Annotated in this window: 22 protein-coding genes and 1 other RNA gene; 17 read left to right on the forward strand and 6 right to left on the reverse strand. The window is 65.0% G+C overall.

Annotation, left to right across the window (positions count from 1 at the left end; all coding sequences use genetic code 11):
* Nucleotides 1-2: 2 nt before the first annotated feature.
* On the forward strand, nt 3-686 hold the full coding sequence (gene gltK / locus ACZY0R_RS18100) for a glutamate/aspartate ABC transporter permease GltK (protein WP_488860093.1): 684 nt from the start codon (nt 3-5) through the stop codon (nt 684-686).
* The gene (locus ACZY0R_RS18105; protein WP_045237835.1) at nt 683-1417 is read left to right on the forward strand and encodes an amino acid ABC transporter ATP-binding protein; all 735 of its coding nucleotides are present in this window, start codon (nt 683-685) and stop codon (nt 1415-1417) included. Before gltK ends, ACZY0R_RS18105 begins: the two co-directional genes overlap by 4 nt.
* Before the next feature lie 147 nt (nt 1418-1564).
* Here the strand turns inward: ACZY0R_RS18105 and ACZY0R_RS18110 are convergent, their stop codons facing one another.
* Nucleotides 1565-2464 (reverse strand): LysR family transcriptional regulator, encoded by a 900-nt coding sequence (locus ACZY0R_RS18110; RefSeq protein WP_488860096.1) that lies wholly within the window; start codon nt 2462-2464, stop codon nt 1565-1567.
* A gap of 183 nt (nt 2465-2647) precedes the next feature.
* On the opposite strand from ACZY0R_RS18110, the gene ACZY0R_RS18115 reads away from it, so the two are divergent.
* Both ACZY0R_RS18115 and ACZY0R_RS18120 read left to right on the forward strand, forming a co-directional pair.
* A complete protein-coding gene (locus ACZY0R_RS18115; RefSeq protein ID WP_488860098.1) occupies nt 2648-3874 on the forward strand; it encodes an alpha-hydroxy acid oxidase in 1227 nt (408 codons plus the stop codon).
* 50 nt (nt 3875-3924) lie between these two features.
* Entirely contained in the window at nt 3925-4899 is a 975-nt protein-coding gene (locus ACZY0R_RS18120) for a tripartite tricarboxylate transporter substrate binding protein BugE (protein ID WP_488860100.1), read from the forward strand.
* 45 nt (nt 4900-4944) lie between these two features.
* On the opposite strand, the gene ACZY0R_RS18125 is transcribed toward ACZY0R_RS18120, so the two are convergent.
* Entirely contained in the window at nt 4945-5775 is an 831-nt protein-coding gene (locus ACZY0R_RS18125; RefSeq protein WP_488860102.1) for a class II glutamine amidotransferase, read from the reverse strand.
* 144 nt (nt 5776-5919) lie between these two features.
* Between ACZY0R_RS18125 and ACZY0R_RS18130 the strand changes: the two genes are divergently transcribed.
* The 5 genes from ACZY0R_RS18130 (at nt 5920) to rnpB (ending at nt 10759) form a co-directional block, all read left to right on the forward strand.
* Complete coding sequence (locus ACZY0R_RS18130) at nt 5920-7008, forward strand: tartrate dehydrogenase (RefSeq protein ID WP_488860104.1); 1089 nt, start codon at nt 5920-5922, stop codon at nt 7006-7008.
* Nucleotides 7009-7013: 5 nt separating this feature from the next.
* Complete coding sequence (locus ACZY0R_RS18135) at nt 7014-8345, forward strand: glycerate kinase type-2 family protein (protein WP_488866016.1); 1332 nt, start codon at nt 7014-7016, stop codon at nt 8343-8345.
* Nucleotides 8346-8394: 49 nt separating this feature from the next.
* Complete coding sequence (gene pyrC / locus ACZY0R_RS18140; RefSeq protein WP_447429197.1) at nt 8395-9429, forward strand: dihydroorotase; 1035 nt, start codon at nt 8395-8397, stop codon at nt 9427-9429.
* Between the two features lie 95 nt (nt 9430-9524).
* Complete coding sequence (locus ACZY0R_RS18145) at nt 9525-10349, forward strand: DUF3025 domain-containing protein (protein WP_488866018.1); 825 nt, start codon at nt 9525-9527, stop codon at nt 10347-10349.
* 66 nt (nt 10350-10415) lie between these two features.
* Nucleotides 10416-10759, forward strand: an RNA gene (gene rnpB / locus ACZY0R_RS18150) — RNase P RNA component class A.
* Between the two features lie 70 nt (nt 10760-10829).
* Here rnpB and ACZY0R_RS18155 read toward each other — a convergent pair.
* Nucleotides 10830-11252: an OsmC family protein gene (locus tag ACZY0R_RS18155; protein ID WP_276290164.1), complete on the reverse strand. Its 423-nt coding sequence runs from the start codon at nt 11250-11252 to the stop codon at nt 10830-10832.
* Between the two features lie 736 nt (nt 11253-11988).
* Between ACZY0R_RS18155 and rplM the strand changes: the two genes are divergently transcribed.
* The 5 genes from rplM (at nt 11989) to erpA (ending at nt 14749) form a co-directional block, all read left to right on the forward strand.
* Nucleotides 11989-12417: a 50S ribosomal protein L13 gene (gene rplM, locus ACZY0R_RS18160; protein ID WP_017226025.1), complete on the forward strand. Its 429-nt coding sequence runs from the start codon at nt 11989-11991 to the stop codon at nt 12415-12417.
* An 11-nt stretch (nt 12418-12428) separates the two neighbouring features.
* Nucleotides 12429-12821 (forward strand): 30S ribosomal protein S9, encoded by a 393-nt coding sequence (gene rpsI, locus ACZY0R_RS18165; protein ID WP_045237843.1) that lies wholly within the window; start codon nt 12429-12431, stop codon nt 12819-12821.
* Between the two features lie 272 nt (nt 12822-13093).
* Nucleotides 13094-13822: a DUF6776 family protein gene (locus ACZY0R_RS18170; protein WP_488860107.1), complete on the forward strand. Its 729-nt coding sequence runs from the start codon at nt 13094-13096 to the stop codon at nt 13820-13822.
* Between the two features lie 35 nt (nt 13823-13857).
* Entirely contained in the window at nt 13858-14271 is a 414-nt protein-coding gene (locus tag ACZY0R_RS18175; protein WP_045237844.1) for a bactofilin family protein, read from the forward strand.
* Between the two features lie 109 nt (nt 14272-14380).
* Nucleotides 14381-14749, forward strand: a complete 369-nt coding sequence (gene erpA / locus ACZY0R_RS18180) for an iron-sulfur cluster insertion protein ErpA (RefSeq protein WP_017225530.1) — start codon at nt 14381-14383, stop codon at nt 14747-14749.
* Nucleotides 14750-14833: 84 nt separating this feature from the next.
* Here the strand turns inward: erpA and ACZY0R_RS18185 are convergent, their stop codons facing one another.
* A complete protein-coding gene (locus ACZY0R_RS18185) occupies nt 14834-15631 on the reverse strand; it encodes a phytanoyl-CoA dioxygenase family protein (protein ID WP_488860110.1) in 798 nt (265 codons plus the stop codon).
* A 92-nt stretch (nt 15632-15723) separates the two neighbouring features.
* On the opposite strand from ACZY0R_RS18185, the gene ACZY0R_RS18190 reads away from it, so the two are divergent.
* Nucleotides 15724-16635, forward strand: coding sequence for a LysR substrate-binding domain-containing protein (locus ACZY0R_RS18190; protein ID WP_488860112.1), 912 nt, complete (start codon nt 15724-15726; stop codon nt 16633-16635).
* Nucleotides 16636-16654: 19 nt separating this feature from the next.
* On the opposite strand, the gene ACZY0R_RS18195 is transcribed toward ACZY0R_RS18190, so the two are convergent.
* Together ACZY0R_RS18195 and ACZY0R_RS18200 are read right to left on the reverse strand one after the other, a co-directional pair.
* The gene (locus ACZY0R_RS18195) at nt 16655-17797 is read right to left on the reverse strand and encodes an anhydro-N-acetylmuramic acid kinase (RefSeq protein ID WP_488860114.1); all 1143 of its coding nucleotides are present in this window, start codon (nt 17795-17797) and stop codon (nt 16655-16657) included.
* A 16-nt stretch (nt 17798-17813) separates the two neighbouring features.
* Nucleotides 17814-19190 carry a M23 family metallopeptidase gene (locus ACZY0R_RS18200; protein ID WP_488860115.1) on the reverse strand — a complete coding sequence of 459 codons (1377 nt, stop codon included), beginning with the start codon at nt 19188-19190 and terminating at the stop codon, nt 17814-17816.
* 229 nt (nt 19191-19419) lie between these two features.
* On the opposite strand from ACZY0R_RS18200, the gene tyrS reads away from it, so the two are divergent.
* Together tyrS and dtd are read left to right on the forward strand one after the other, a co-directional pair.
* On the forward strand, nt 19420-20661 hold the full coding sequence (gene tyrS / locus ACZY0R_RS18205) for a tyrosine--tRNA ligase (RefSeq protein WP_488860117.1): 1242 nt from the start codon (nt 19420-19422) through the stop codon (nt 20659-20661).
* A 19-nt stretch (nt 20662-20680) separates the two neighbouring features.
* Nucleotides 20681-21151 (forward strand): D-aminoacyl-tRNA deacylase, encoded by a 471-nt coding sequence (gene dtd / locus ACZY0R_RS18210; protein WP_488860119.1) that lies wholly within the window; start codon nt 20681-20683, stop codon nt 21149-21151.
* Nucleotide 21152: the final 1 nt, after the last annotated feature.

Consider the following 21152-nt stretch of genomic DNA (forward strand, 5'->3'; position numbering starts at 1 on the left):
TCATGGCATATTCATTTGATTTCAGCTCGATCAACCCGACCACGCTGGAAGTGCTGGGCGAGGGCATGCTCATCTCGCTCAAGATCACCGTCACGGCGGTGGTGGTAGGCATCGTCTGGGGCACCATCCTGGCGATGATGCGGCTGTCTTCCGTCAAGCCGCTGAACTGGTTCGCGCAGGGCTACGTCACCATCTTCCGGTCGATCCCGCTGGTGATGGTGCTGTTGTGGTTCTTCCTGATCATCCCGCAGCTCCTGCAGAAGACGTTCAACCTGTCGCAGGCGTCGGACCTGCGCATGACCTCGGCGCTGATCGCCTTTGCCTTGTTCGAAGCGGCGTACTATTCCGAGATCATCCGGGCGGGTATCCAGAGCGTGTCGCGCGGGCAGATGTTCGCCGCGCAGGCCATGGGCATGACCTACGGGCAGTCGATGCGGCTGGTGATCCTGCCGCAGGCCTTCCGCAACATGGTGCCGCTGCTGCTGACCCAGGGCATCATCCTGTTCCAGGATACGTCGCTGGTGTACGTGAGCGCGCTGGCGGACTTCTTCGGCCAGGCCTACGGCATCGGCGAGCGTGACGGCCGCATCGTGGAGATGCTGCTGTTCGCCGGCCTGGTGTATTTCATTATCTGTTTCTCCGCATCGCTGCTGGTTAAGCGTTACCAGAAAAAGGTGGCCGTATGATCGAAATCAATAACGTCTCCAAGTGGTATGGCGCCTTCCAGGTGCTGACCGATTGCACCACCAAGGTCGCCAAGGGCGAGGTGGTGGTGGTGTGCGGCCCGTCGGGTTCCGGCAAGTCGACGCTGATCAAGACCGTCAACGCGCTGGAGCCGTTCCAGAAGGGCGACATCATCGTGGATGGCACTTCGGTGGGCTCGCCCAAGACCAACCTGCCCAAGCTGCGTTCGCGGGTTGGCATGGTGTTCCAGAACTTCGAGCTGTTTCCCCACCTGTCGATCACCGAGAACCTGACCATCGCGCAGATGAAGGTGCTCGGCCGCTCGAAAGAGGAAGCCACCGCCAAGGGCCTGAAGTACCTGGACCGGGTGGGCCTGAAGGCCCAGGCGGCGAAGTATCCTGGCCAGTTGTCCGGCGGCCAGCAGCAGCGCGTGGCGATTGCCCGCGCGCTGTCGATGGATCCGATCTGCATGCTGTTCGACGAACCCACCTCGGCGCTGGACCCGGAAATGGTCAACGAAGTGCTGGACGTGATGGTGCAACTTGCGCAGGAAGGCATGACCATGATGTGCGTGACCCACGAAATGGGTTTCGCCCGCAAGGTGGCCAACCGCGTGATCTTCATGGACCAGGGCAAGATCGTCGAGGACTGCGCCAAGGAAGAGTTTTTCGGCAATATCGAAGCGCGCTCCGAGCGGGCCAGGCAGTTCCTGTCGAAGATCCTGCATCACTGATGATGCGCCAAAACCATCAGCCATGACGACGGCTGTCACTCCCTCTCCCCTCAGGGGGAGAGGGGTAGCCAACGGTTTTATCCAGCGCGCGGCGGGTCTTGATGCGCCCGCCACATTCGCAGATTCAACTCCCGCGGCAATCGCGGCTCACAGTATCCGGCTCGCCGACTGGAAATCGGCCGCCTGCAGCGTCAGTTCCCGCATGGCGCCGACCAGCGGCCGCGAATCGTCGCGCCGCGATTGAAAAGAGTAGGCAAGGGGAGGCAGCGGGGGATCGCTGCGCAGGACGCGCAGCGCCCCGCGTTTCGCCAGCGATTGCGCCCAGCTCTGGGGCAGGATGCCGACACCTATTCCTTCGACCAGCATCCCGGCCACGGCGCCCCAGTGATTGCAGACGATGCGCCGTTCCGGCAGGCTGCCCCGGCCATCCAGCCATTCATCGAGCAGGCGCGTCACGCCCGAGCCGGTTGGCAAGGTCACCAGGGGCCTGTCGCCGAGGGTTTCCGGGCTGATCGGGGCGGAGCGGCCAGTTGCCTGTGCCGACATGCACCAGACAAATTTCGCCTGTGCTATCGCATGGGAAGCAATGGTGCCGCGCGTTGACTTGCCGGCCACCACGGCGAAATCGAGCTCGCCGTCTTCGACGCGCTTTTCCAGTGCCTCGCCAATGCTGACATGGGTTTCCAGTTCCAGGCCGGGATGTGCCTCGGTGATCATCCGCACCAGCCGTGGCAGCCAGGTCAGGGCGGTGAGTTCTCCCACGCCGAAGCGGCATTTGCCGTGCAGGCCCGCCACGGTGCCGATCTCGATGCGCAGTTCGTCGGCCGCGCGCAGCAGCGCATGGGCGCGCGGAACCAGCCGGTTGCCGGCGTCGGTGAGGGCCGCCTTGTGCCCGCTTCGATCGAACAGGGCCTGACCCAGCGAATCCTCAAGCTCGGCGATGCGCTTTGAGAGCGATGACAGGGAAAGATGCAGTCGCTGGGCCGCAATGGCGAAGCTCGAGCAGGTGGCCGCCCAATAGAATGCTTCGAGTTGTTTGAGGGTCATGATCTGGTGAGGTCAGGCCGGCCGGCGCGTAGTGTGCCGGCTTCTCCGCAGCGGTTTCCCCTGGAGGGCGATGCCTGATGCTACTTGAATAAAAGAGAACATATTATCGGAAATAAATTCGCTTTATGGAATAAATAGGCCGGCATAGAGTGCGTGTCATCGATCCGCACCCATACCCCGACCATGACTTCAGCTACGGATGCAGCCGCCTCCACCCGGCCGACCAACCGCGGCTTCGCCGCCCCGCTGAAACAGGCCTCGCGCGAGTTGCAGCGCATTCTGTCCCTGGATGATTTCGAGCAAGCTGCCAGGCGCCGCCTGCCACGGCCGATCTACGGCTATATCGCGGGCGCGGCGGAAGACAACCGCTCGCGCCAGGAGAACCGCGCATCCTTCGACGACTACGCGCTGAGCACGCGCGTTCTTGTGGACGTATCACGGCGCACCCAGAGCGTGGAGCTCTTCGGCAAGACCTATGCCTCGCCCTTTGGCATTGCGCCGATGGGACTGAGTGCGCTGTCGGCTTACCGCGGCGATATCGTGCAGGCGCGCGCGGCGCAGGCGGCCTGCATCCCGATGGTGCTGAGCGGCTCGTCGCTGATCCGCATTGAAGACGTGTTCGCGCAGGCCCCGGATGCCTGGTTCCAGGCCTATGTGCCGGGCGACGCGGCACGTATCGATGCCCTGCTGGACCGCGTGCAAGCCACCGGCTGCCGCACCCTTGTCGTGACCGTGGACATTCCGGTCGCGGGCAATCGCGAGAACAATGTGCGCAGCGGGTTTTCAACGCCGCTGCGGCCCAGCCTGCGCCTGGCGTACGACGGCATCACACGCCCGAAGTGGCTGGCCGGCACGTTCGCGCGCACGCTGCTGCGCCACGGTATGCCGCATTTCGAGAACTCCTTTGCCGAACGTGGGGCGCCGATCTTGTCGGCCAATGTGCTGCGCGACTTTTCCGCGCGCGACCATCTGGACTGGAGCCACCTCGAGCATATTCGCCGCCGTTGGAAGGGGGTGCTGATCGTGAAGGGAATCCTCAGCGCGCAAGACGCCACGCTGGCCCGCGACAAAGGTGCCGATGGCATCGTGGTATCGAATCACGGCGGCCGGCAGCTCGACGGGGCAGTGGCCCCCTTGCGCGTGCTGCCCGAGATCGTGGCGGCGGTTGGCACACTGCCGGTGATGATGGACGGCGGCATTCGCCGCGGCACCGACGTCCTGAAGGCACTGGCGCTCGGCGCGAAGCTGGTATTCGTCGGGCGGCCCTTCAACTACGCCGCATCCGTGGCGGGCGAAGCCGGCGTGACGCACGCGATCAACCTGCTGCGCGACGAAGTCGACCGGAACATGGCCATGCTGGGAGTTCGCCAGTGCGCCGAGCTGAGTCCGGCGTTGCTACATCACCGCTGACCGCTGACCGGTCGTCGGTCCATTCCAGACTAATATCAAGGAGACCGCATATGAACAGGCTTTCTTTTCTCAAGCTGTGCACCATTTCCATCTGCGCCGCTGGTGCGCCGGCGATCCATGCCCAGTCCTACCCGACCAAGCCGGTGCGGCTGGTGGTGCCGTTCTCTCCCGGTGGCACGACCGATATCGTGGCCCGCGTGATTTCGGCGCCGCTGAGCAAGGAACTCGGGCAAACCGTAGTGGTGGAGAACAAGGCCGGGGCAGGCGGCGTGCTCGGCGCGGCTGAGATCGCGCGGGCCAACCCGGACGGCTACGCGCTGGGCGTGGCGACGGTGTCCACTACGGCCACCAATCCGGCCATCAACCCGAAGATTCCCTACGATCCGCTCAAGGACTTCACGCCCATCATCAATATCGCGGCGACGCCCAACGTCCTTGCGGTGCATCCTTCGTTTCCGGCGAAGAACTATCAGGCCTTCATCGCCGAGTTGAAGAAGAACCCGGCCAGGTACAGCTATGGCACGGCGGGCACCGGCTCCATCGGGCACCTGCAAATGGAGCTCTTCAAGAGCCTGGCTAACCTGTCGATCATGCATGTGCCCTACAAGGGTTCGGGTCCGGCGCTGAACGACGCCGTGGCCGGGCAGGTGGGTATCGTCTTCGATAACCTGCCGTCCGCGCTTCCCTTTATCAAGGATGGCCGGCTGATTCCCATTGTCGTGTCCGCGCCGGCGCGGGTGGCACAGCTGCCGAACGTTCCCACCTTCAAGGAAGTCGGCCTCGAGCCTGCCAACCGCATGGCGTTCTACGGTATCTACGGACCGAAGGCGCTACCACAGGCCGTGGTGGAACGCGTCAACGTGGCGGTGAGGAAATCGCTCCAGGATCCCGCCGTGCGCAGCCGCATCGAAGCCACGGGATCCCTGGTGGTGGCCAATACGCCAGAGCAGTTCCGCCAGCAGATCGCGCAGGAATACGAAATCTACAAGCGTACGGTAGCCGTGCAGAAACTCACGCTCGACTGAGGGCTGGCGGGGAGCGGTGCCGCAGGGGCATCCGGGGGGGATGGTTCAGGTGCAGGCGCTGTTGGCGGCGTTCTTGGCCTGGACTTCGGGCGGGATCGGCACGGTCAGCGTCATCACCGCGCGGCCCTCCTCGAACATCATCAGCTCGCCCGGCGCGAAGGCGGTCCAGGTCTCGTTGTCGGTCAGCGGCGCGGTGGCGATCACCGCCACGCGGTCGTCGGGCGTGGTGACCTGGGCAAAGTCGATCGACAGGTCGGCGTCGATCAGGTGTGCGGTGGAGAACGGCCACTGGCGCACGATGTAGTACAGGCGGGTGGAGCAGTGGGCGAACAGCGCCTGCCCGTTCGACAGCAGGAAGTTGAAGACACCATGCAGCGTGATCTCGCGCGTGATGTCGGCCAGCGCGTGGCAGAGTTCGTTGAGCGGCGGCTGCGAGCCGGGGAAGCGCTTGCGCAGCCCCTGCATCAGCGTGCAGAAGGCGAGTTCGCTGTCGGTATCGCCTACCGGCTGGTAGACCCCGGACAGGAAGGGCGAGAAGTCCTTCAGGTCGCCGTTGTGGGCGAAGATCCAGTGCCGGCCCCAGAGCTCGCGCATGAAGGGGTGGCAGTTCTCCAGCAGCACCGTGCCCTGGGTCGCCTTGCGGATATGCGAGATGACATTCTTGGACTTGATCGGGTAGCGCTTGATCAGTTCGGCCACCGGCGAGGTGCCGGCGGACTGGTTGTCGATGAACAGGCGGCAGGCCTTGTCCTCGAAGAACGCCACGCCGAAGCCGTCGGCATGGTGATCCGTGACGCCGCCGCGGGCGGCGAAGCCGGTAAAGGAGAACGTCACGTCGGTCGGCGTGGCGCAGTTCATGCCGAGCAGCTGGCACATGGCGGGGCACCGGACCGGCAGCGGGCTGCCGGATTGCAATAGAATGCTCCATTATCCGGCCTGCCCGGGTTATCTGCCAAGCGCATCGCGTTTTGCAGTGCGTTCCCTCCCGATTTCAAAACCCGTTCAGCGGGTCTCCGAGACATGAGCAAATACAAGATCGCAGTCATCCCAGGCGATGGCATCGGCACCGAAGTGATGCCCGAGGGGCTGCGCATGATGGACGCCGCCGCGCGCCGCTTCGGCATCGACATGCAGTTCGACCACTTCGACTTCTCCAGCTGCGACTATTACGCCCGCCACGGCAAGATGCTGCCGGACGACTGGTTCGACACCCTGGTCAAGTACGATGCCATCTACTTTGGCGCGGTGGGCTGGCCGGACGCCGTGCCCGATCATGTCTCGCTCTGGGGCTCGCTGCTGCAGTTCCGGCGCTCTTTTGACCAATATGTCAACCTGCGCCCGGTGCGGCTGATGCCCGGCATCCGCAGCCCGCTGGTGGACCGCGACGGCAATGCGCGCAAGCCCGGCGACATCGATTTCTACGTGGTGCGCGAGAACACCGAGGGCGAATATTCCAGCATCGGCGGGCGCATGTTCCCCGGCACCGACCGCGAGGTGGTGATCCAGGAGACAGTGATGACGCGCACCGGCGTGGACCGCATCCTCAGGTTTGCCTTCGAACTGGCGCAAAAGCGGCCGGGCAAGCATCTGACTTCGGCCACCAAGTCCAACGGCATCTCCATCACCATGCCGTACTGGGATGAGCGGGTGGAAGCCATGGCGGCGAACTACCCCGGCGTGAAGGTCGACAAATACCACATCGACATCCTGACCGCGCACTTCGTCCAGCACCCTGACTGGTTCGATGTGGTGGTCGCCAGCAACCTGTTCGGCGACATCCTGTCCGACCTGGGCCCGGCCTGTACCGGCACCATCGGCATCGCGCCCTCGGGCAATATCAATCCGGACCGCACCTTTCCCAGCCTGTTCGAGCCGGTGCACGGCTCCGCGCCGGACATCGCCGGGCGCGGCGTAGCCAACCCGATCGGCCAGATCTGGTGCGGCGCCATGATGCTGGAACACCTGGGCCAGCCGGAAGCCGGCGCGGCCGTGCTAGGTGCCATTGAAAAGGTGCTGTCGGCAGGGCCGGACCATGCCCCGCTGACACGCGATATCGGCGGCAAGGCCGGTACGGCCGACCTGGGCCAAGCCATCGCGGAGGCCCTGTGAACGCGATCGCCCAATCCCTCCCGGCCAGCGCGGCCGAAGCGCGCGCGTTGCTGCTTGATACCTTCCACGCCGCGGTGGCGGCGGCCGACCCGTTGCGCATCGTGGCGGACCACCTGCCGCCGCCCCAGCCAGGCGGGCGCACCCTGGTGGTCGGCGCGGGCAAGGCGGCGGCCTCGATGGCACTGGCGGTGGAGCAAGCTTATGCCGCGCTGGACCGCACCCACGTGATCGAGGGCCTGGTGGTCACGCGCTACGCCCACGGCCTGCCGACCGAACACGTCCGCGTGATCGAGGCCGGCCATCCGGTGCCGGACGAAGCCGGCGAGCGCGCCGCCGCCGAGATCCTCGCGCGGGTGAGCGCACTCGGCCCCGGGGACAGCCTGATCGTGCTGGTTTCGGGCGGTGGCTCGAGCCTGCTGTCGCTGCCCGCCGAGGGCATCGCCATGGCAGACCTCAAGGCCGCCACGCAGGAACTGTTGCGCTGCGGCGCCCCCATCACGGACATGAACATCGTGCGCAAGCACCTGTCGCGCATCCAGGGCGGGCGGCTCGCCCAGGCCAGCCGCGCTCCCGTGACCACGCTGATCGTGTCCGATGTGGCCGGGGACGACCCGAGCGCGATTGCGTCCGGCCCCACCGTGCCGGATCCGAGCACCTATGCGGATGCGCTGGCTATCCTGCGCCGCTACGGCGCGGTGGTGCCGCCGGTGGTGCAGGACTACCTCGAACGCGGCGCCCGCGGCGAAGTGGCGGAAACGCCCAAGCCCGGCGATCCGCTGTTCGCGCGGGTCGAAAACCGCGTCATCGCCACTGCCCACGGCAGCCTGGTGGCCGCTGCGGATCACTTCCGCGCTCAGGGTATCCAGCCGGTGGTGCTGGGCGACACGGTGACGGGCGAGGCACAGGAAGTGGCGCGCGTCTATGCTGCGCTGGTCCGCGAGATTCGCGCGTACAATGCGCCGTTCGCGGTCCCGGTGGCACTGATTTCCGGCGGTGAATGCACCGTCACGCTGCCGCAGGGCGGTGGCGGGGCGGCCGCAAAGCCCCGTGGCGGGCGTTGCTCGGAGTTCCTGCTGTCGCTGGCGCTGGAACTGGACGGCGCCGATAATGTGTACGCCATCGCGGCCGACACCGACGGCATTGACGGCTCCGAGGACAATGCCGGCGCGTTGCTGGACCCGTCCACGCTAGACCGCGCGCAGGCCGCCGGCGCCCCGGCACGTGCCCGGCTCGACGCGCATGATGCCTGGGGCTTCTTCGAGTCCGCGGGCGATCTCGTGGTGACCGGCCCCACGCGCACCAATGTGAATGACTACCGCGCCATCCTGATTCTGTAATCCCAAGAAAAGAGCCAGCCGTAACCGGCGGCTGGTTCCCCCCGAAGCCATGACCCAGACTCTCACCATCACCCGCCCGGACGACTGGCACCTCCACCTGCGCGACGGCACGGCCCTGGCGGCCGTCCTGCCCGACACCGCGCGCCAGTTTGCCCGTGCCATCATCATGCCCAACCTGAAGCCGCCCGTGACCACGGTGGCGCAGGCCGCGGCCTACCGCGACCGCATCCTGGCCGCGCTGCCGGCGGGGCTGGCATTCGAGCCGCTGATGACGCTGTACCTGACGGACAAGACCAGCGCCGAGGAGATCGTCGCGGCCAAGGCCAGCGGCTTCGTGCACGGGGTCAAGCTGTATCCCGCCGGCGCCACCACCAATAGCGATGCCGGCGTGACCGATCTGCGCCACTGCGCCGCCGCGCTCGAAGCCATGCAACGCGTTGGCCTGCCGCTGCTGGTGCACGGCGAAGTGACCGACCCGGCAATCGATATCTTCGACCGCGAAGCCGTCTTTATCGACCAGGTGATGACGCCGCTGCGCCGCGACTTCCCCGCCCTGAAAGTGGTGTTCGAGCACATCACCACCAAGGACGCCGCCGAGTACGTGCGCGACGCCGAAGGCCCGGTCGCCGCCACCATCACCGCGCATCACCTGCTGTACAACCGCAACGCCATCTTCACCGGCGGCATCCGCCCGCACTATTACTGCCTGCCGGTGCTCAAGCGCGAGACCCATCGCGAGGCTCTGGTTGCCGCGGCGGTATCGGGCAGCCCGCGCTTCTTCCTCGGTACCGACAGCGCACCCCACGCACGCGGCCTGAAGGAACACGCCTGCGGCTGCGCCGGTTGCTATACCGGGCTGCACGCCATGGAGTTGTACGCGGAAGCCTTTGAGGCGGCCGGCGCGCTGGACAAGCTGGAAGCCTTTGCGAGCTTCAATGGCCCGGCCTTCTACAGCCTGCCGCGCAACAGCGGCACGCTCACCCTGAGCCGCGAGGACTGGCAACTGCCGGCCGAACTGCCCTACGGCGATACCACTCTGGTCCCGCTGCGTGGTGGTGAAACACTGCGCTGGAAGGCCCGCTAAGCCGCGCTGGCGAAGCGGAAGCGGATGCTGTAGTGGAAGTGAAGAACCAAGGCCGGGCCACGTTAGCTTCACATGATGCGGCCGCCGGGACCCGGCTGGCCGCAGCGGTGGCGGAGGTCGACTGGGCCCGGCCATGGTTCCGCCCCTTCGCCGCGCACGGCACGGCGCTTGCCGCGGCGCTGCAGGGCGCCGCCGACTTGCGCGCTGCCCTCAGCGAAATAGCCGCGCGGCTCGCGTTGCGCAATGCCCGCGGCGTGCCCTTGCGCTTCGTGCCGCAAGCGGAACTGCCGGCAGGCACCGCCTACGAGGCGCATATCTTCGCTACCGGTGCCGTGCCGACGCGCGACAACCTGCACGACTTCTTCAATGCCCTGATCTGGCTGCATTTTCCCCGGTCCAAGCGCGTGCTGAACCGGTTGCAGGCCCACGCCATCGCCGCGACTGGCGAGCAAAGCCGCCGCGGCAGCCTGCGCGATGCCGCCACCTTGTTCGACGAAAATGCTGTCCTCTTCCTGAGTGCCGATAGCGGCCTGGAATCCGTGCTGCGCGGCTTTGGCTGGGAACATCTGTTCGTGGCGCGGCGAGCGGTCTGGGTGGGCGGCGGCGACGCGGACGGCGAGGGCGCCAGCTGCAGCGTGGTGCCCTTCGGTCACGCCCTGCTGGAAAAACTGGTGCGGCCCTACAAGGCCCTGACCGCGCACGCCTGGCCGCTGGCCGTTCCGCCGGAAGCCGGTGCGGCGCTGCCCGGCTCGCTGGATGATTCCGTGTGCGCCTCGCTCGAGGCCGCCGAACTGCACAGTGGCCGCTTTGCGCCATTACCGGTGCTGGGCATCCCCGGCTGGTGCGAAGCCAATTGCGATCCGGCCTTTTACGCGGATACCAGTGTGTTCCGCAGGGGGCGCCGCGCCCAGGCCGCCTAGCGGGCAAGGCGCGCGGGTGGCGGTTTTGCGGGCCAGGCGGCCAATCGGTGTTAGACTGCGGGCCGCAAAGCAGGCCAGACAATCGCTGCTTGCACCCGCAAGGTGTGCAAGGGGAGGAAAGTCCGGACTCCACAGGGCAGGGTGTTGGCTAATAACCATCCACGGCAACGTGCGGAATAGGGCCACAGAGACGAGTCTTGCCACCGGGTTCGCCCGGTGGGAAGGGTGAAACGCGGTAACCTCCACCTGGAGCAATCCCAAATAGGCAGGCATTGAGGCGGCCCGCTGAGCCTGCGGGTAGGGAGCTTGAGCCGGTCGGTAACGGCCGGCCTAGAGGAATGATTGTCACGTGCCGGCAACCGCAAGGAAGCCGGTGCGCACAGAATCCGGCTTATCGGCCTGCTTTGCTTCTCGAATTTCCTGGCGTGGCCAGCCGCCCATCCGCATGGGCGCGCGCTGGCCGGGCCTGCCGTGCGGGGCTTATGCCTCGACGATCTCCACCGTATGCGTGATTTCCGCCGTCTTGGCCAGCATGATCGAGGCCGAGCAATACTTGTCGTGCGACAACTGGATGGCACGTTCGACGGTGGCGGGGTTCAGGTTCTTGCCGCTGACCGTGAAGTGGAAGTTGATCCGGGTGAACACCTTGGGATCCTCGCCGGCGCGCTCGGCTTCGAGCTTCACGCTGCAGCCGCGCACGTCTTGCCTGCCGCGCTTCAGGATCAGCACCACGTCATAGGCGGTGCAACCCCCGGTACCCAGCAATACCATTTCCATCGGACGCGGCGCCAGGTTGTGGCCACCGCCTTCGGGCGCGCCGTCCATTGCCACGATATGGCCACTGCCCGTCTCGGCCACGAAGCTCATGCCGTCGGTGCCCATCCAAGTCACTTTGCATTCCATTTTGTTCGTTCCTGCGCTCTGGTGAGTGCGTATCCGATCACGAACACGCGATTTCGAAACTTGCTTTTTTGAGTATAGGGCACTTGTCCGGAAGTGCCGTTATTCGGCTATTTTGCCGAAAACTGAAGCTTTCCTCTAAGATGACAGTGAGGTGGCAGCGCACATTCAATCTAAGTATTTGATTTTTATGAATAAAAATTAAAATCCTGTGCCGTGACAATTTTTTACAATGCGAAATGACATTTCGCACTGCAAATTTCCTTGCGCTGCGAAGGCGCTCGTGTATAATTTGAATCATTGAACGACGGCGCAAACGGCACCGCAGAGTGCGAAAGCGAGCCGCACCACGAGCCAGCCCCGTCGATCACCCAGTGTCTCCTCCACCCTCCTCCTTTGGTGGATTCAAGCCCAAGCTCGATAGCTTGGGTTTTTTTTATTCTGCGCCTGCCTGCGCAAGCGCGCCGGCCAGTCAGGTGCGCATTGCGCTGTTTCTGGTCGCCGTTATAGGGGATGGCGGCGAACCACCAGCGGCAGCGCTGGCACCAGCTTGACGTAATCCCTCAACTTTGCTTGTACTTGTGCCTGATTCCGCAGTATACTCGTTGGCTTTTCCGTCATGCCCGCGGGAAAGAATTCAGGGAGAGCCTGCACACACAAGCAGGAAGGTCAGATCCTAAGGGTCGACCGACGACGCAAGTCATGTTTCGGGCAGGTTCTACAAGTCTCAGGAAAAATCATGAAGACCTTTTCCGCAAAGCCTGCAGAGGTTAAGCGCGACTGGTACGTGATTGACGCGACGGACAAAGTCCTCGGCCGTGTTGCCAGCGAAGTGGCACGCCGACTGCGCGGCAAGCACAAGCCGGAATTTACTCCGCACGTCGACACGGGTGATTACATCATCATCGTCAACGCAGCCAAGCTGCGTGTCACGGGTACCAAAGAAACCGACAAGAAGTATTATCGTCACTCGGGCTACCCGGGCGGCATTTATGAAACGACGTTTGGCAAGATGCAGCAGCGTTTCCCGGGCCGCGCCCTGGAAAAAGCTGTCAAGGGCATGTTGCCGAAGGGCCCGCTGGGCTATGCAATGATCAAGAAGCTGAAGGTTTACGCCGAAGCTGATCATCCGCATGAAGCACAGCAGCCTAAGGCGCTGGAAATCTAAGGGGGCCATCCATGATCGGAAATTGGAATTACGGTACTGGCCGCCGCAAGAGCGCCGTGGCTCGCGTCTTCATCAAGTCGGGCAAGGGCGATATCATCGTCAACGGCAAGCCCATCAGTGAATATTTCGCTCGCGAAACCTCGCTGATGATCGTGCGCCAGCCGCTCGAACTGACTGCCAACGTAGAGACCTTCGACATCAAGGTCAACGTGACCGGCGGCGGTGAAACGGGTCAAGCCGGCGCAGTGCGCCACGGCATCACCCGTGCACTGATCGACTACGATGCCACTTTGAAGCCGACGCTGTCCAAGGCCGGTTTCGTCACGCGCGATGCGCGTGAAGTGGAACGTAAGAAGGTTGGTTTCCACAAGGCGCGTCGTCGGAAGCAATTCTCGAAGCGTTAATGTGTGTTCGGCGGATCCGGTGCAACCGGATCTGGCTGCGCAAAAAAAAACCGCACGGTTCGCCGTGCGGTTTTTTTTTGCCGTGCCTGGCTGCAAGACGCGGGAGTTGCGCTCAATGACGGGTTTTAACCACCTTTTACAAATACTTTGCATCTCCCCGGATACAATCCCTGCTCCTATCGCCCGGAGAACCCGCCCATGAGCCGTTGGCCAGACAGCCCGCACCGCGCCGGCCTGCTTGCGCTGTGTACCCGTGGCGCATGAAGTACCGTTTGCTGCGCCCGCGCCGGAGCTCGCTGTCCAGGCGCCTGGCGGTGCGTTCGCATCTGCCGTGGCCGTTGCGCGCGCTGGCTGCGGTGCTGGTTGTCGTTGTCGGGGTGCTCGTCGCAGGGTGGGCGTATGACGCCGGCCGGCGGTTGACGGGCACGGCGCCGGACATGACGGCGGAGAACGCGGCGCTGCGGCAGCAGGTGGCGTCGATGGCGGCGCAGCGTGAACGCTTGCAGGCGGTGGCCAATACGGCCGAAGCACAGCTGCAGATGGCGCGTGCCGCCCAGGAAGGCCTGGCCCAGCAGTTGAAGGCGGCGGAAGGCGAGGTCGCCCAGGTCAAGGAGGATCTGGCCTTCTTCGAAAGCCTGCTGCCGGCCAGCGGCAATACCTCCGGCATCCATGTCCGGAGTTTTCGCGTCAGTCTCGATGAAGCCGACACACAGAAAGTGCATTATCGCTTGCTGATAATGCAGGGCGGATCCAAGGCTTTTTCATCCTTGCCGGCGTTCCGGGGTGAGTTACAGTTGGTCGTTTCGCTGGTGAGGGATGGCAAGCCGGTCACTTTGAGCCTACCCGAAGCCGGGACCAGCGCGCTGCCGGGCTTGCGCCTGACGCATTACCAGCGGATCGAAGGCGCTTTCGCGCTGCCCGCCGGTACCGTGGCGCGGGCAGTGACGGTACGAATTTTGCAAAACGGTCAGTTGCGCGCGACCCAGACGGCACTGCCGTGAGGCTTGCGCTGGGCCAGCAACGAGAAGAGGGACCTATGTTGTTTTCCAAGAAGAAAGGCCTGGCGATCGATACCCTGATCGGCCAGCACAGCGTGATCGAGGGCGACCTGACATTCTCGGGTGGCCTGCGCCTGGATGGACGGGTGCGTGGCAATGTGACGGCTGCCGCCGATCAGACCAGCATGCTGGTCATCAGCGAAAAAGGCGTGGTCGAGGGCGAAGTCCGCGTCGGCCACCTGATCCTGAACGGTACCGTCACCGGTCCGGTGCACGCTACCGAGCTGCTGGAGTTGCAACCGCATGCGCGCGTGCAAGGTGAAGTGCACTACGCTGCGCTGGAAATGCACCAGGGCGCGTTGGTGGAGGGGCGTCTGGTGCCGCTGGGCGGCGGCGAACCCAAGGCACTCCCCAACCTGCTCCTTGCCTCGGGTGCGCAGGAATCCGCCTGATACCGTATTCCCGGTCAGTCCAGGCAGCAGAACCCCTTGAATTCACAGGGTTTCGGCACGATCTTGCCAGAGCGCTTAAAATACAGGCGTATCTAAATAGGAGAACCCCATGAACGCAGTCGCAGAGGCACCCGTTACCGAGGACATGCCGGCCCCGTTCGTCTTTACCGACAGCGCTGCCGACAAGGTCAAGCAGTTGATCGAGGAAGAGGGCAATGCCGATCTGAAACTGCGCGTGTTCGTGCAGGGCGGCGGTTGTTCCGGCTTCCAGTACGGCTTCACCTTCGATGAAGAGGTGAACGAGGACGACACCACGCTGGACAAGAACGGCGTCACGCTGTTGATCGACTCGATGAGCTACCAGTACCTGGTGGGCGCGGAGATCGATTACAAGGAAGACATCAACGGCGCCCAGTTCGTGATCAAGAACCCCAACGCAAGCACCACCTGCGGCTGCGGTTCTTCGTTCTCGGTGTAAGGCTCGCCAGAGCGCCGCGGATTCCGCGGCAATAAAAAAGCGCACCTCGGTGCGCTTTTTTTGTTGCTCACGACCGCCGACGGCTTATTGGTCCCGGCGCCACACAACCGGAAACCAGTCCTCGCGCATCCGCTCGCCGCTGCGCAGCCCGATTCCAGGGAAGGGCGGCGAGGTGCGCCCCGGCCGCTCCAGGTAGCGCACGTCGTCGCCCAGGAAACGGGCCGAGAAGGCGCGGCGGCGCCCCGTGCCGGTATTGCCCGCGGCGCCATGCACCGTGCGGAAGTCGAATACCACGGCATCTCCCGGCTCCAGTTCCGGCGTCAGGATGGCGTGGCTGCCGTCGTCCACGTCCGGCATCTCCATGAACTGGTCGTCGCCGGCATAGAAATTCTCATTGCTGGCCCAGCGTTTTGGCCGCACCAGCTTGGGCCAGCGGTGCGAGCCCAGCACCACGCGCAAGGTGTTGGCCGTGGTGACCGGGTCCAGCGGGATCCAGTAGCTCGCGGTCTGCAGTCCGTCCACGCAGTAATAGGGCAGGTCCTGGTGCCACGGCGTGGGCTTGGCCGTGCCGGGTTCCTTGACCAGGATGTGCTCGTGGAACACCTGGACCGCCTCGGCCTGCATGATCTGCCCGGCGATCGCAGCGGCCGGGGAGTGCTGGATGAATCCGGCGAAGGGCGCGATGCGCTGCCAGTTACAGTAATCCTCGAAGAAGCGGCCGCGTTCGCCGGTACCTACGTTCTCGATGGCGAAGGGGCCGGGCTCGGCGAGATTCTGCTCGAACCCTTCACGCAGCGAAGTCACCCAATCGGCGAAGGCGCCGCGCAGTACCAAGGCGCCGTCGCGCTGGTAGGTCTCGATGTCGGCTGCAGTGATTTGCATGATGGTCCCTTGGGTGGCTGGTCTGGGACGAGTATCGGGCCAGGGCATCAATAGGAAAAGAATATATTTCCTATGTTGTAGTATAGGAAATCATGATCGCGTTCTCCTTCCGCCAGCTTGAGTACTTCGTCGCCGCCGCAGAGCACGGCAGCATCAGCGCCGCGGCTCGCGCCCGTCACGTATCGCAGCCCTCGGTGTCACAGGCGGTGGCCCAGCTCGAAGAGGTGCTGGGCGAAACCTTGTTCCGGCGTCAGGTGAGCCGCGGGCTGGAATTGACGCCGGCGGGACAGAGGCTGCTCGGGCGCGCGCGCGATATCCTGGCGCTGGCGGCCGGCCTGGCCACGGAGGGTGCCGGAGAGGCGGCGCGTGGCCTGAGCGGGCAGCTTTCGCTGACGTGTTTCCAGGACCTCGGCGCCTATTACGCGCCCCGGCTGTTGGCCGGATTCCGCCGCCTGCATCCGCACGTTGCCGTCACCCTGTTCGAAGCCGACCTGGCCACGGTGCACCGCGCGCTCGCCGCCGGAAAGGCGGAACTGGCGCTGACCTACGATCTTGGTTTCGACCAGCGCATCCCGCGCTGGATACTGGCCCGGCTGGAGCCCTACGCGTTGCTGCCCGCCGGCCATGCACTGGCCGGGCAGCCGAGCGTGAGCCTGAAGAACCTGGCAGGCGAGCGGCTGATCCTGGAGGACATCGCGCAGACACGCGAGTACTTCCTCTCGCTGTTCTGGGCACATGGCCTGCGGCCGCAACTGCACCAATACACACAGACCTTCGAGATGCAGCGCGGGCTGGTGGCGCATGGCTATGGCGTAGCCCTGTCGTGCACGCGGCCGGCGGGCGATCACAGCTATGACGGCCGACCCATCGTCTGCCTGCCGCTGCGCGAAGCCGTAACGCCCCAGCGCGTAGTGCTGGCGCGTTCGCCGGCAATGCGGCCTTCGCCGGTCGCCGAGGCGTTCATCCAGTGGGTTTGCGAGGCAGGGCACGCCGAGCCGGCATAGCGGCGGAGATGGCCGTGTGCTATCGCGGGTAGAGCGCGCCCAATACGCGCGGACCGGCCGCGCCGGTGACGGTCGGCACATTGCCGGGTGCGCGTCGCAGCATCTGGCGCGCCAGCCAGGCAAAGGCGATGCCTTCCACCTGCGATACCGGTACGCCCAGGTCGTCCGAGCTTTGCACCGTCACGCCGGGGAGCGCCCGCGCGAGCAGCGCCATCACGAAGCTATTGCGGGCGCCGCCGCCGCAGACGATCAGCCGCACGGCGTCGGGCGCGTGCGCGCGGACATCGCGGGCAATGGCCTCGGCCGTCAGCGCGGCCAGCGTGGCTTGCACGTCGGCGGGATCAAGCGGCTGGCCGAGCTGGGCGAGATGGCCCTCCAGCCAGGCGGGATGGAAGAGGTCGCGGCCGGTGCTCTTGGGCGGGGCCACGCTGAAGTAGGGCTCGGCAAGCAGGCGCGCCAGCAAGGCCTGGTCGACCTTGCCGCTGGTTCCCCAAGCGCCGTCGGCGTCGTAGGGCAGGCCGTGGTGCCGGTCGATCCAGTAGTCGAGCAGCACATTGCCCGGGCCGCAGTCGAAGCCGGTGACGGGACGTGCCGCATCGCCTTCGCCAGTGGCGGGCAGCACGCTGATATTGGAAATGCCGCCGATATTGCAGGCCACCCGCGTCTCGGCTGCATCGCCGAAGAGGGCCTGGTGCAGCGCTGGTACCAGGGGCGCGCCCTGGCCGCCGGCGGCCACGTCGCGGCTGCGGAAATCGGCCACCACATCGATGCCGGCAAGCTCGGCCAGCAAGGCCGGCTGCTGGCTCTGGCGCGTATAGCCGATGCCGTCATAGAGGCCGGGCCGGTGGCGCACGGTCTGGCCATGCGCGCCGATCGCCGCGATGGCGGACGGTGCCATGCCGGCATGGCGCAGCAGCGTCGCCACACAAGCGGCATAGACGCGCGCCAGCCCGTTGGCGGCCAGCGCCTCGCGGTGGATTTCATCGTCGCCGGGCTGCTGCAGCGCCGCGAAGGCCTCGCGCAGTTCTGCCGGGAAGGGCTGGTGGGCGGCCGCGAGGACCGCGGGACGCGGTCCCGAGAAATCCACCAGCACGCCGTCCGCGCCGTCCATGCTGGTGCCGGACATGATGCCGATAAAACAATCCGGGGGTGCGGTCTGCATGCTGGCTGCGGCTCGTTTAGTTGTTGGCGGAAGCCACGTTGTAGGTGCGCAGCGCGTTGATGCGGCTCAGCATCTCGCTCGTATAGCTCAGGAACTGCTGGCGCGCCGGGCCTGACAGCGCGGGCGTGTCGAGCGCGGCGATGGCCAGCGGGTTCAGCGGCACGTCGTTGACGCGGAACTCATAGTGCAGGTGCGGGCCGGTGGCCCAGCCGGTCTGGCCAACGTAGCCGATGACCTGCCCCTGCGACACGCGCTGCCCGCGCTGCATGTTGGCAAAGCCGGACAGGTGGGCGTAGAAGGTGGAGTAGCCGCTATGGTGCTTGAGGATGACGATGTTGCCGTAACCGTTCTGCTGGCCGACAAACTCGACCTGGCCGTCGCCCGCGGCCATGACCTTGGTGCCTGAAGGCGCGGCAAAGTCCACGCCCTTGTGCTGTGCCCATTGATGGTGCAGCGGGTGGTCGCGTCCGCCGAAGCCCGACGATACGCGCGAGAACTCCACCGGCGAGCGCAGGAACGGCCGCTTCATGCTGCGACCGTCAAAGGTGTAGTAAGCGCCCTGCGTGCTGCCTTCCGGGGCATACCAGAGCGCCTGGTGCAACTGGTTGTTGTTGATCAGCTCGACCGCGACCACCCGGCCATTGCGCACAAAAGTGCCGTCGCGGAAGCCGGCTTCGTACACGATGCGGAAGCGGTCGCCGCTGGTGATGTCGTGATGGAAGTCGATCACGCCGGAGAAGATCGAGAGCATCTGCTGCACGATGTCGTCGGGCACGCTGGCTGCATCCATGGCCTTGAAGAAGCCGCCTGTGGCGATCGCGCCGGACAGCATCTCGTAGTGCAGTTCGTTTTTCACCGATTGCACGCGCGCCTTGTAGACCGGTTCGTCGTCGCCGACGCGCTCGATGACCAGTTCGCGCGAGGCCTTTGCGTCACCCCCGAGGTTGGCCTGCAGCGACATCAGCAGGTTGTTCTCGTCGACCTCGGCCTGCACGGTCTGGCCGGGGTTGAGCTCGAACAGGCCGCGCGCCGTGGTGTTGCGGCGGATAAAGGCCTGCGCATCGGGGTCGTCCACGCCGAGCCGCTTGAGCAGGCTGGCAATGGTGTCGCCGCGCTGCATGCGCTCCTCGCGCACAAAGGTGGCGTCGGTTTCGGTAAGCTGTTCAAGCTGGGCGCGCAAATCCGGCAGCCGGATGGCCTCCCGTACACGTGGAGCCTGGGGGTCGTCGTAAGCGTTACGGGGGGCCACGCCCATGGCGGCGGCCATGCCCAGCGTGAACACCGTGCCAACCGCTGCCGTCAACTGCTTGCGCCTTCGGGCGTGCAGGGCATTGGTCGGATCGACTAGAACCACCAGCTCACGCGCGAAAACTTCGCGGAGTCTGGACCACATCACGTAAAATTCACTCTTTGGTTCGGGCTGCGCTGCCGCGACGATTTTTTGCCTCGTCTGCCTTCCTCCCCCGAGGTGCGGCGCCTGCCATATTGGTTTGCCGCCTAGAATGGCGGTTGGCCAACGGGATTGTTCCCGTCAGCACAAGAAGCGCGGATTATACCAAAACCGGCCGCAAGCCGTTTTTGATCCCCCGTCTGAATTCTCATGTTTTTCAAAGACTTACGTCATGACTGAAGTTTCCTCCGGCGCTGCCACCTCCTACCCCCTCACGCCTACCGTGATGCACGCCCTGGAGGTGTCCAAGCGTGGTTGCGACGAACTGCTGGTCGAATCCGAATGGCTGGCGAAGCTCGCGCGCAGCGAGGCCACCGGTGTGCCGCTGCGCATCAAGCTGGGCCTGGACCCGACCGCGCCCGATATCCATATCGGCCACACGGTGGTGCTCAACAAGCTGCGACAGTTGCAAGACCTGGGCCACCAGGTGATTTTCCTGATCGGCGACTTCACTTCCACCATCGGCGATCCTTCCGGGCGCAACGCCACCCGTCCGCCGCTGACCCGCGAGCAGATCGAGGCGAATGCCCAGACCTACTACAGCCAGGCCAGCCTGGTGCTCGATCCGGCCAGGACGGAGATCCGCTACAACAGCGAGTGGTGCGATCCGCTGGGCGCGCGCGGCATGATCCAACTGGCCGCCAAGTACACCGTGGCGCGGATGATGGAGCGCGACGACTTCACCAAACGGTTCCGCACTGGGATTCCCATTTCGGTGCATGAGTTCCTTTATCCGCTCATGCAGGGCTACGATTCCGTCGCGCTCAAGGCCGACCTGGAGCTTGGCGGCACCGACCAGAAGTTCAACCTGCTGGTCGGACGCGAACTGCAGAAGGAATACGGCCAGGAGCAGCAGTGCATCCTGACCATGCCGCTGCTGGTGGGCCTGGACGGCGTGGAGAAGATGTCCAAGTCCAAGGGCAACTACATCGGCGTGGCCGAAGCGCCGGGCGAGATGTTCGGCAAGCTGATGAGCATCTCGGATGACCTGATGTGGAAGTACTTCGAGTTGCTGTCGTTCCGGCCCATGAGCGAGATCGACCTGATGAAGCAGGAGATTTCCCTGGGCCGCAACCCGCGCGACTGCAAGGTGATGCTCGCGCAGGAGATCGTCACGCGCTTCCACAGCGCCGCCGATGCCGACCGCGCGCTGGAAGATTTCAACCACCGCGCGCGCGGCGGTGTGCCCGACGATATCCCCGCGGTCAGCCTGACCGGCGCGCCGCTGGGCATCGCCCAGTTGCTCAAGCAGGCCAACCTGGTGCCGTCCACCTCGGAAGCCAACCGCAATATCGAGCAGGGCGGCGTCAAGATCGACGGCACCATCGTCAGCGACAAAGGTTTGAAGGTGGCGGCCGGCACTTATGTAGTACAGGTGGGCAAGCGCCGTTTCGCGCGCGTGACGCTGGCTTGAGCCCGGCCGGGAACCGCGCATGATCGCGCTGATCCAGCGGGTCGCACAGGCCCGCGTTACCGTCGGCGGACGGACCACCGGCGAGATCGGCGCCGGGCTGCTGGCGCTGGTTTGCGCCGAGCGCGGCGATACCGAGGCGCAGGCCGAGCGCCTGCTCGCCAAGTTGCTGGCCTACCGCGTGTTCTCCGACACCGACGGCAAGATGAACCTGCCGGTGCAGGACATCGATGGCCGCGGTACGCGCGGCGGCCTGCTGGTGGTGTCGCAGTTCACGCTGGCCGCCGATACCAACAGCGGCACGCGGCCAAGCTTCACACCGGCCGCGGCGCCGGCGGACGGCGAACGCCTGTACAACCATTTCGTGGCCAGGGCGCGCGCCGCGCACGGCGAGGTGCAGACCGGCGAGTTCGGCGCCATGATGCAGGTCAGCCTGGTCAATGACGGGCCCGTCACGTTCTGGCTGCGGGCACCGGCCGCCGCCGCGCGCTGAT

Source organism: Cupriavidus sp. F041, from assembly GCF_057814235.1.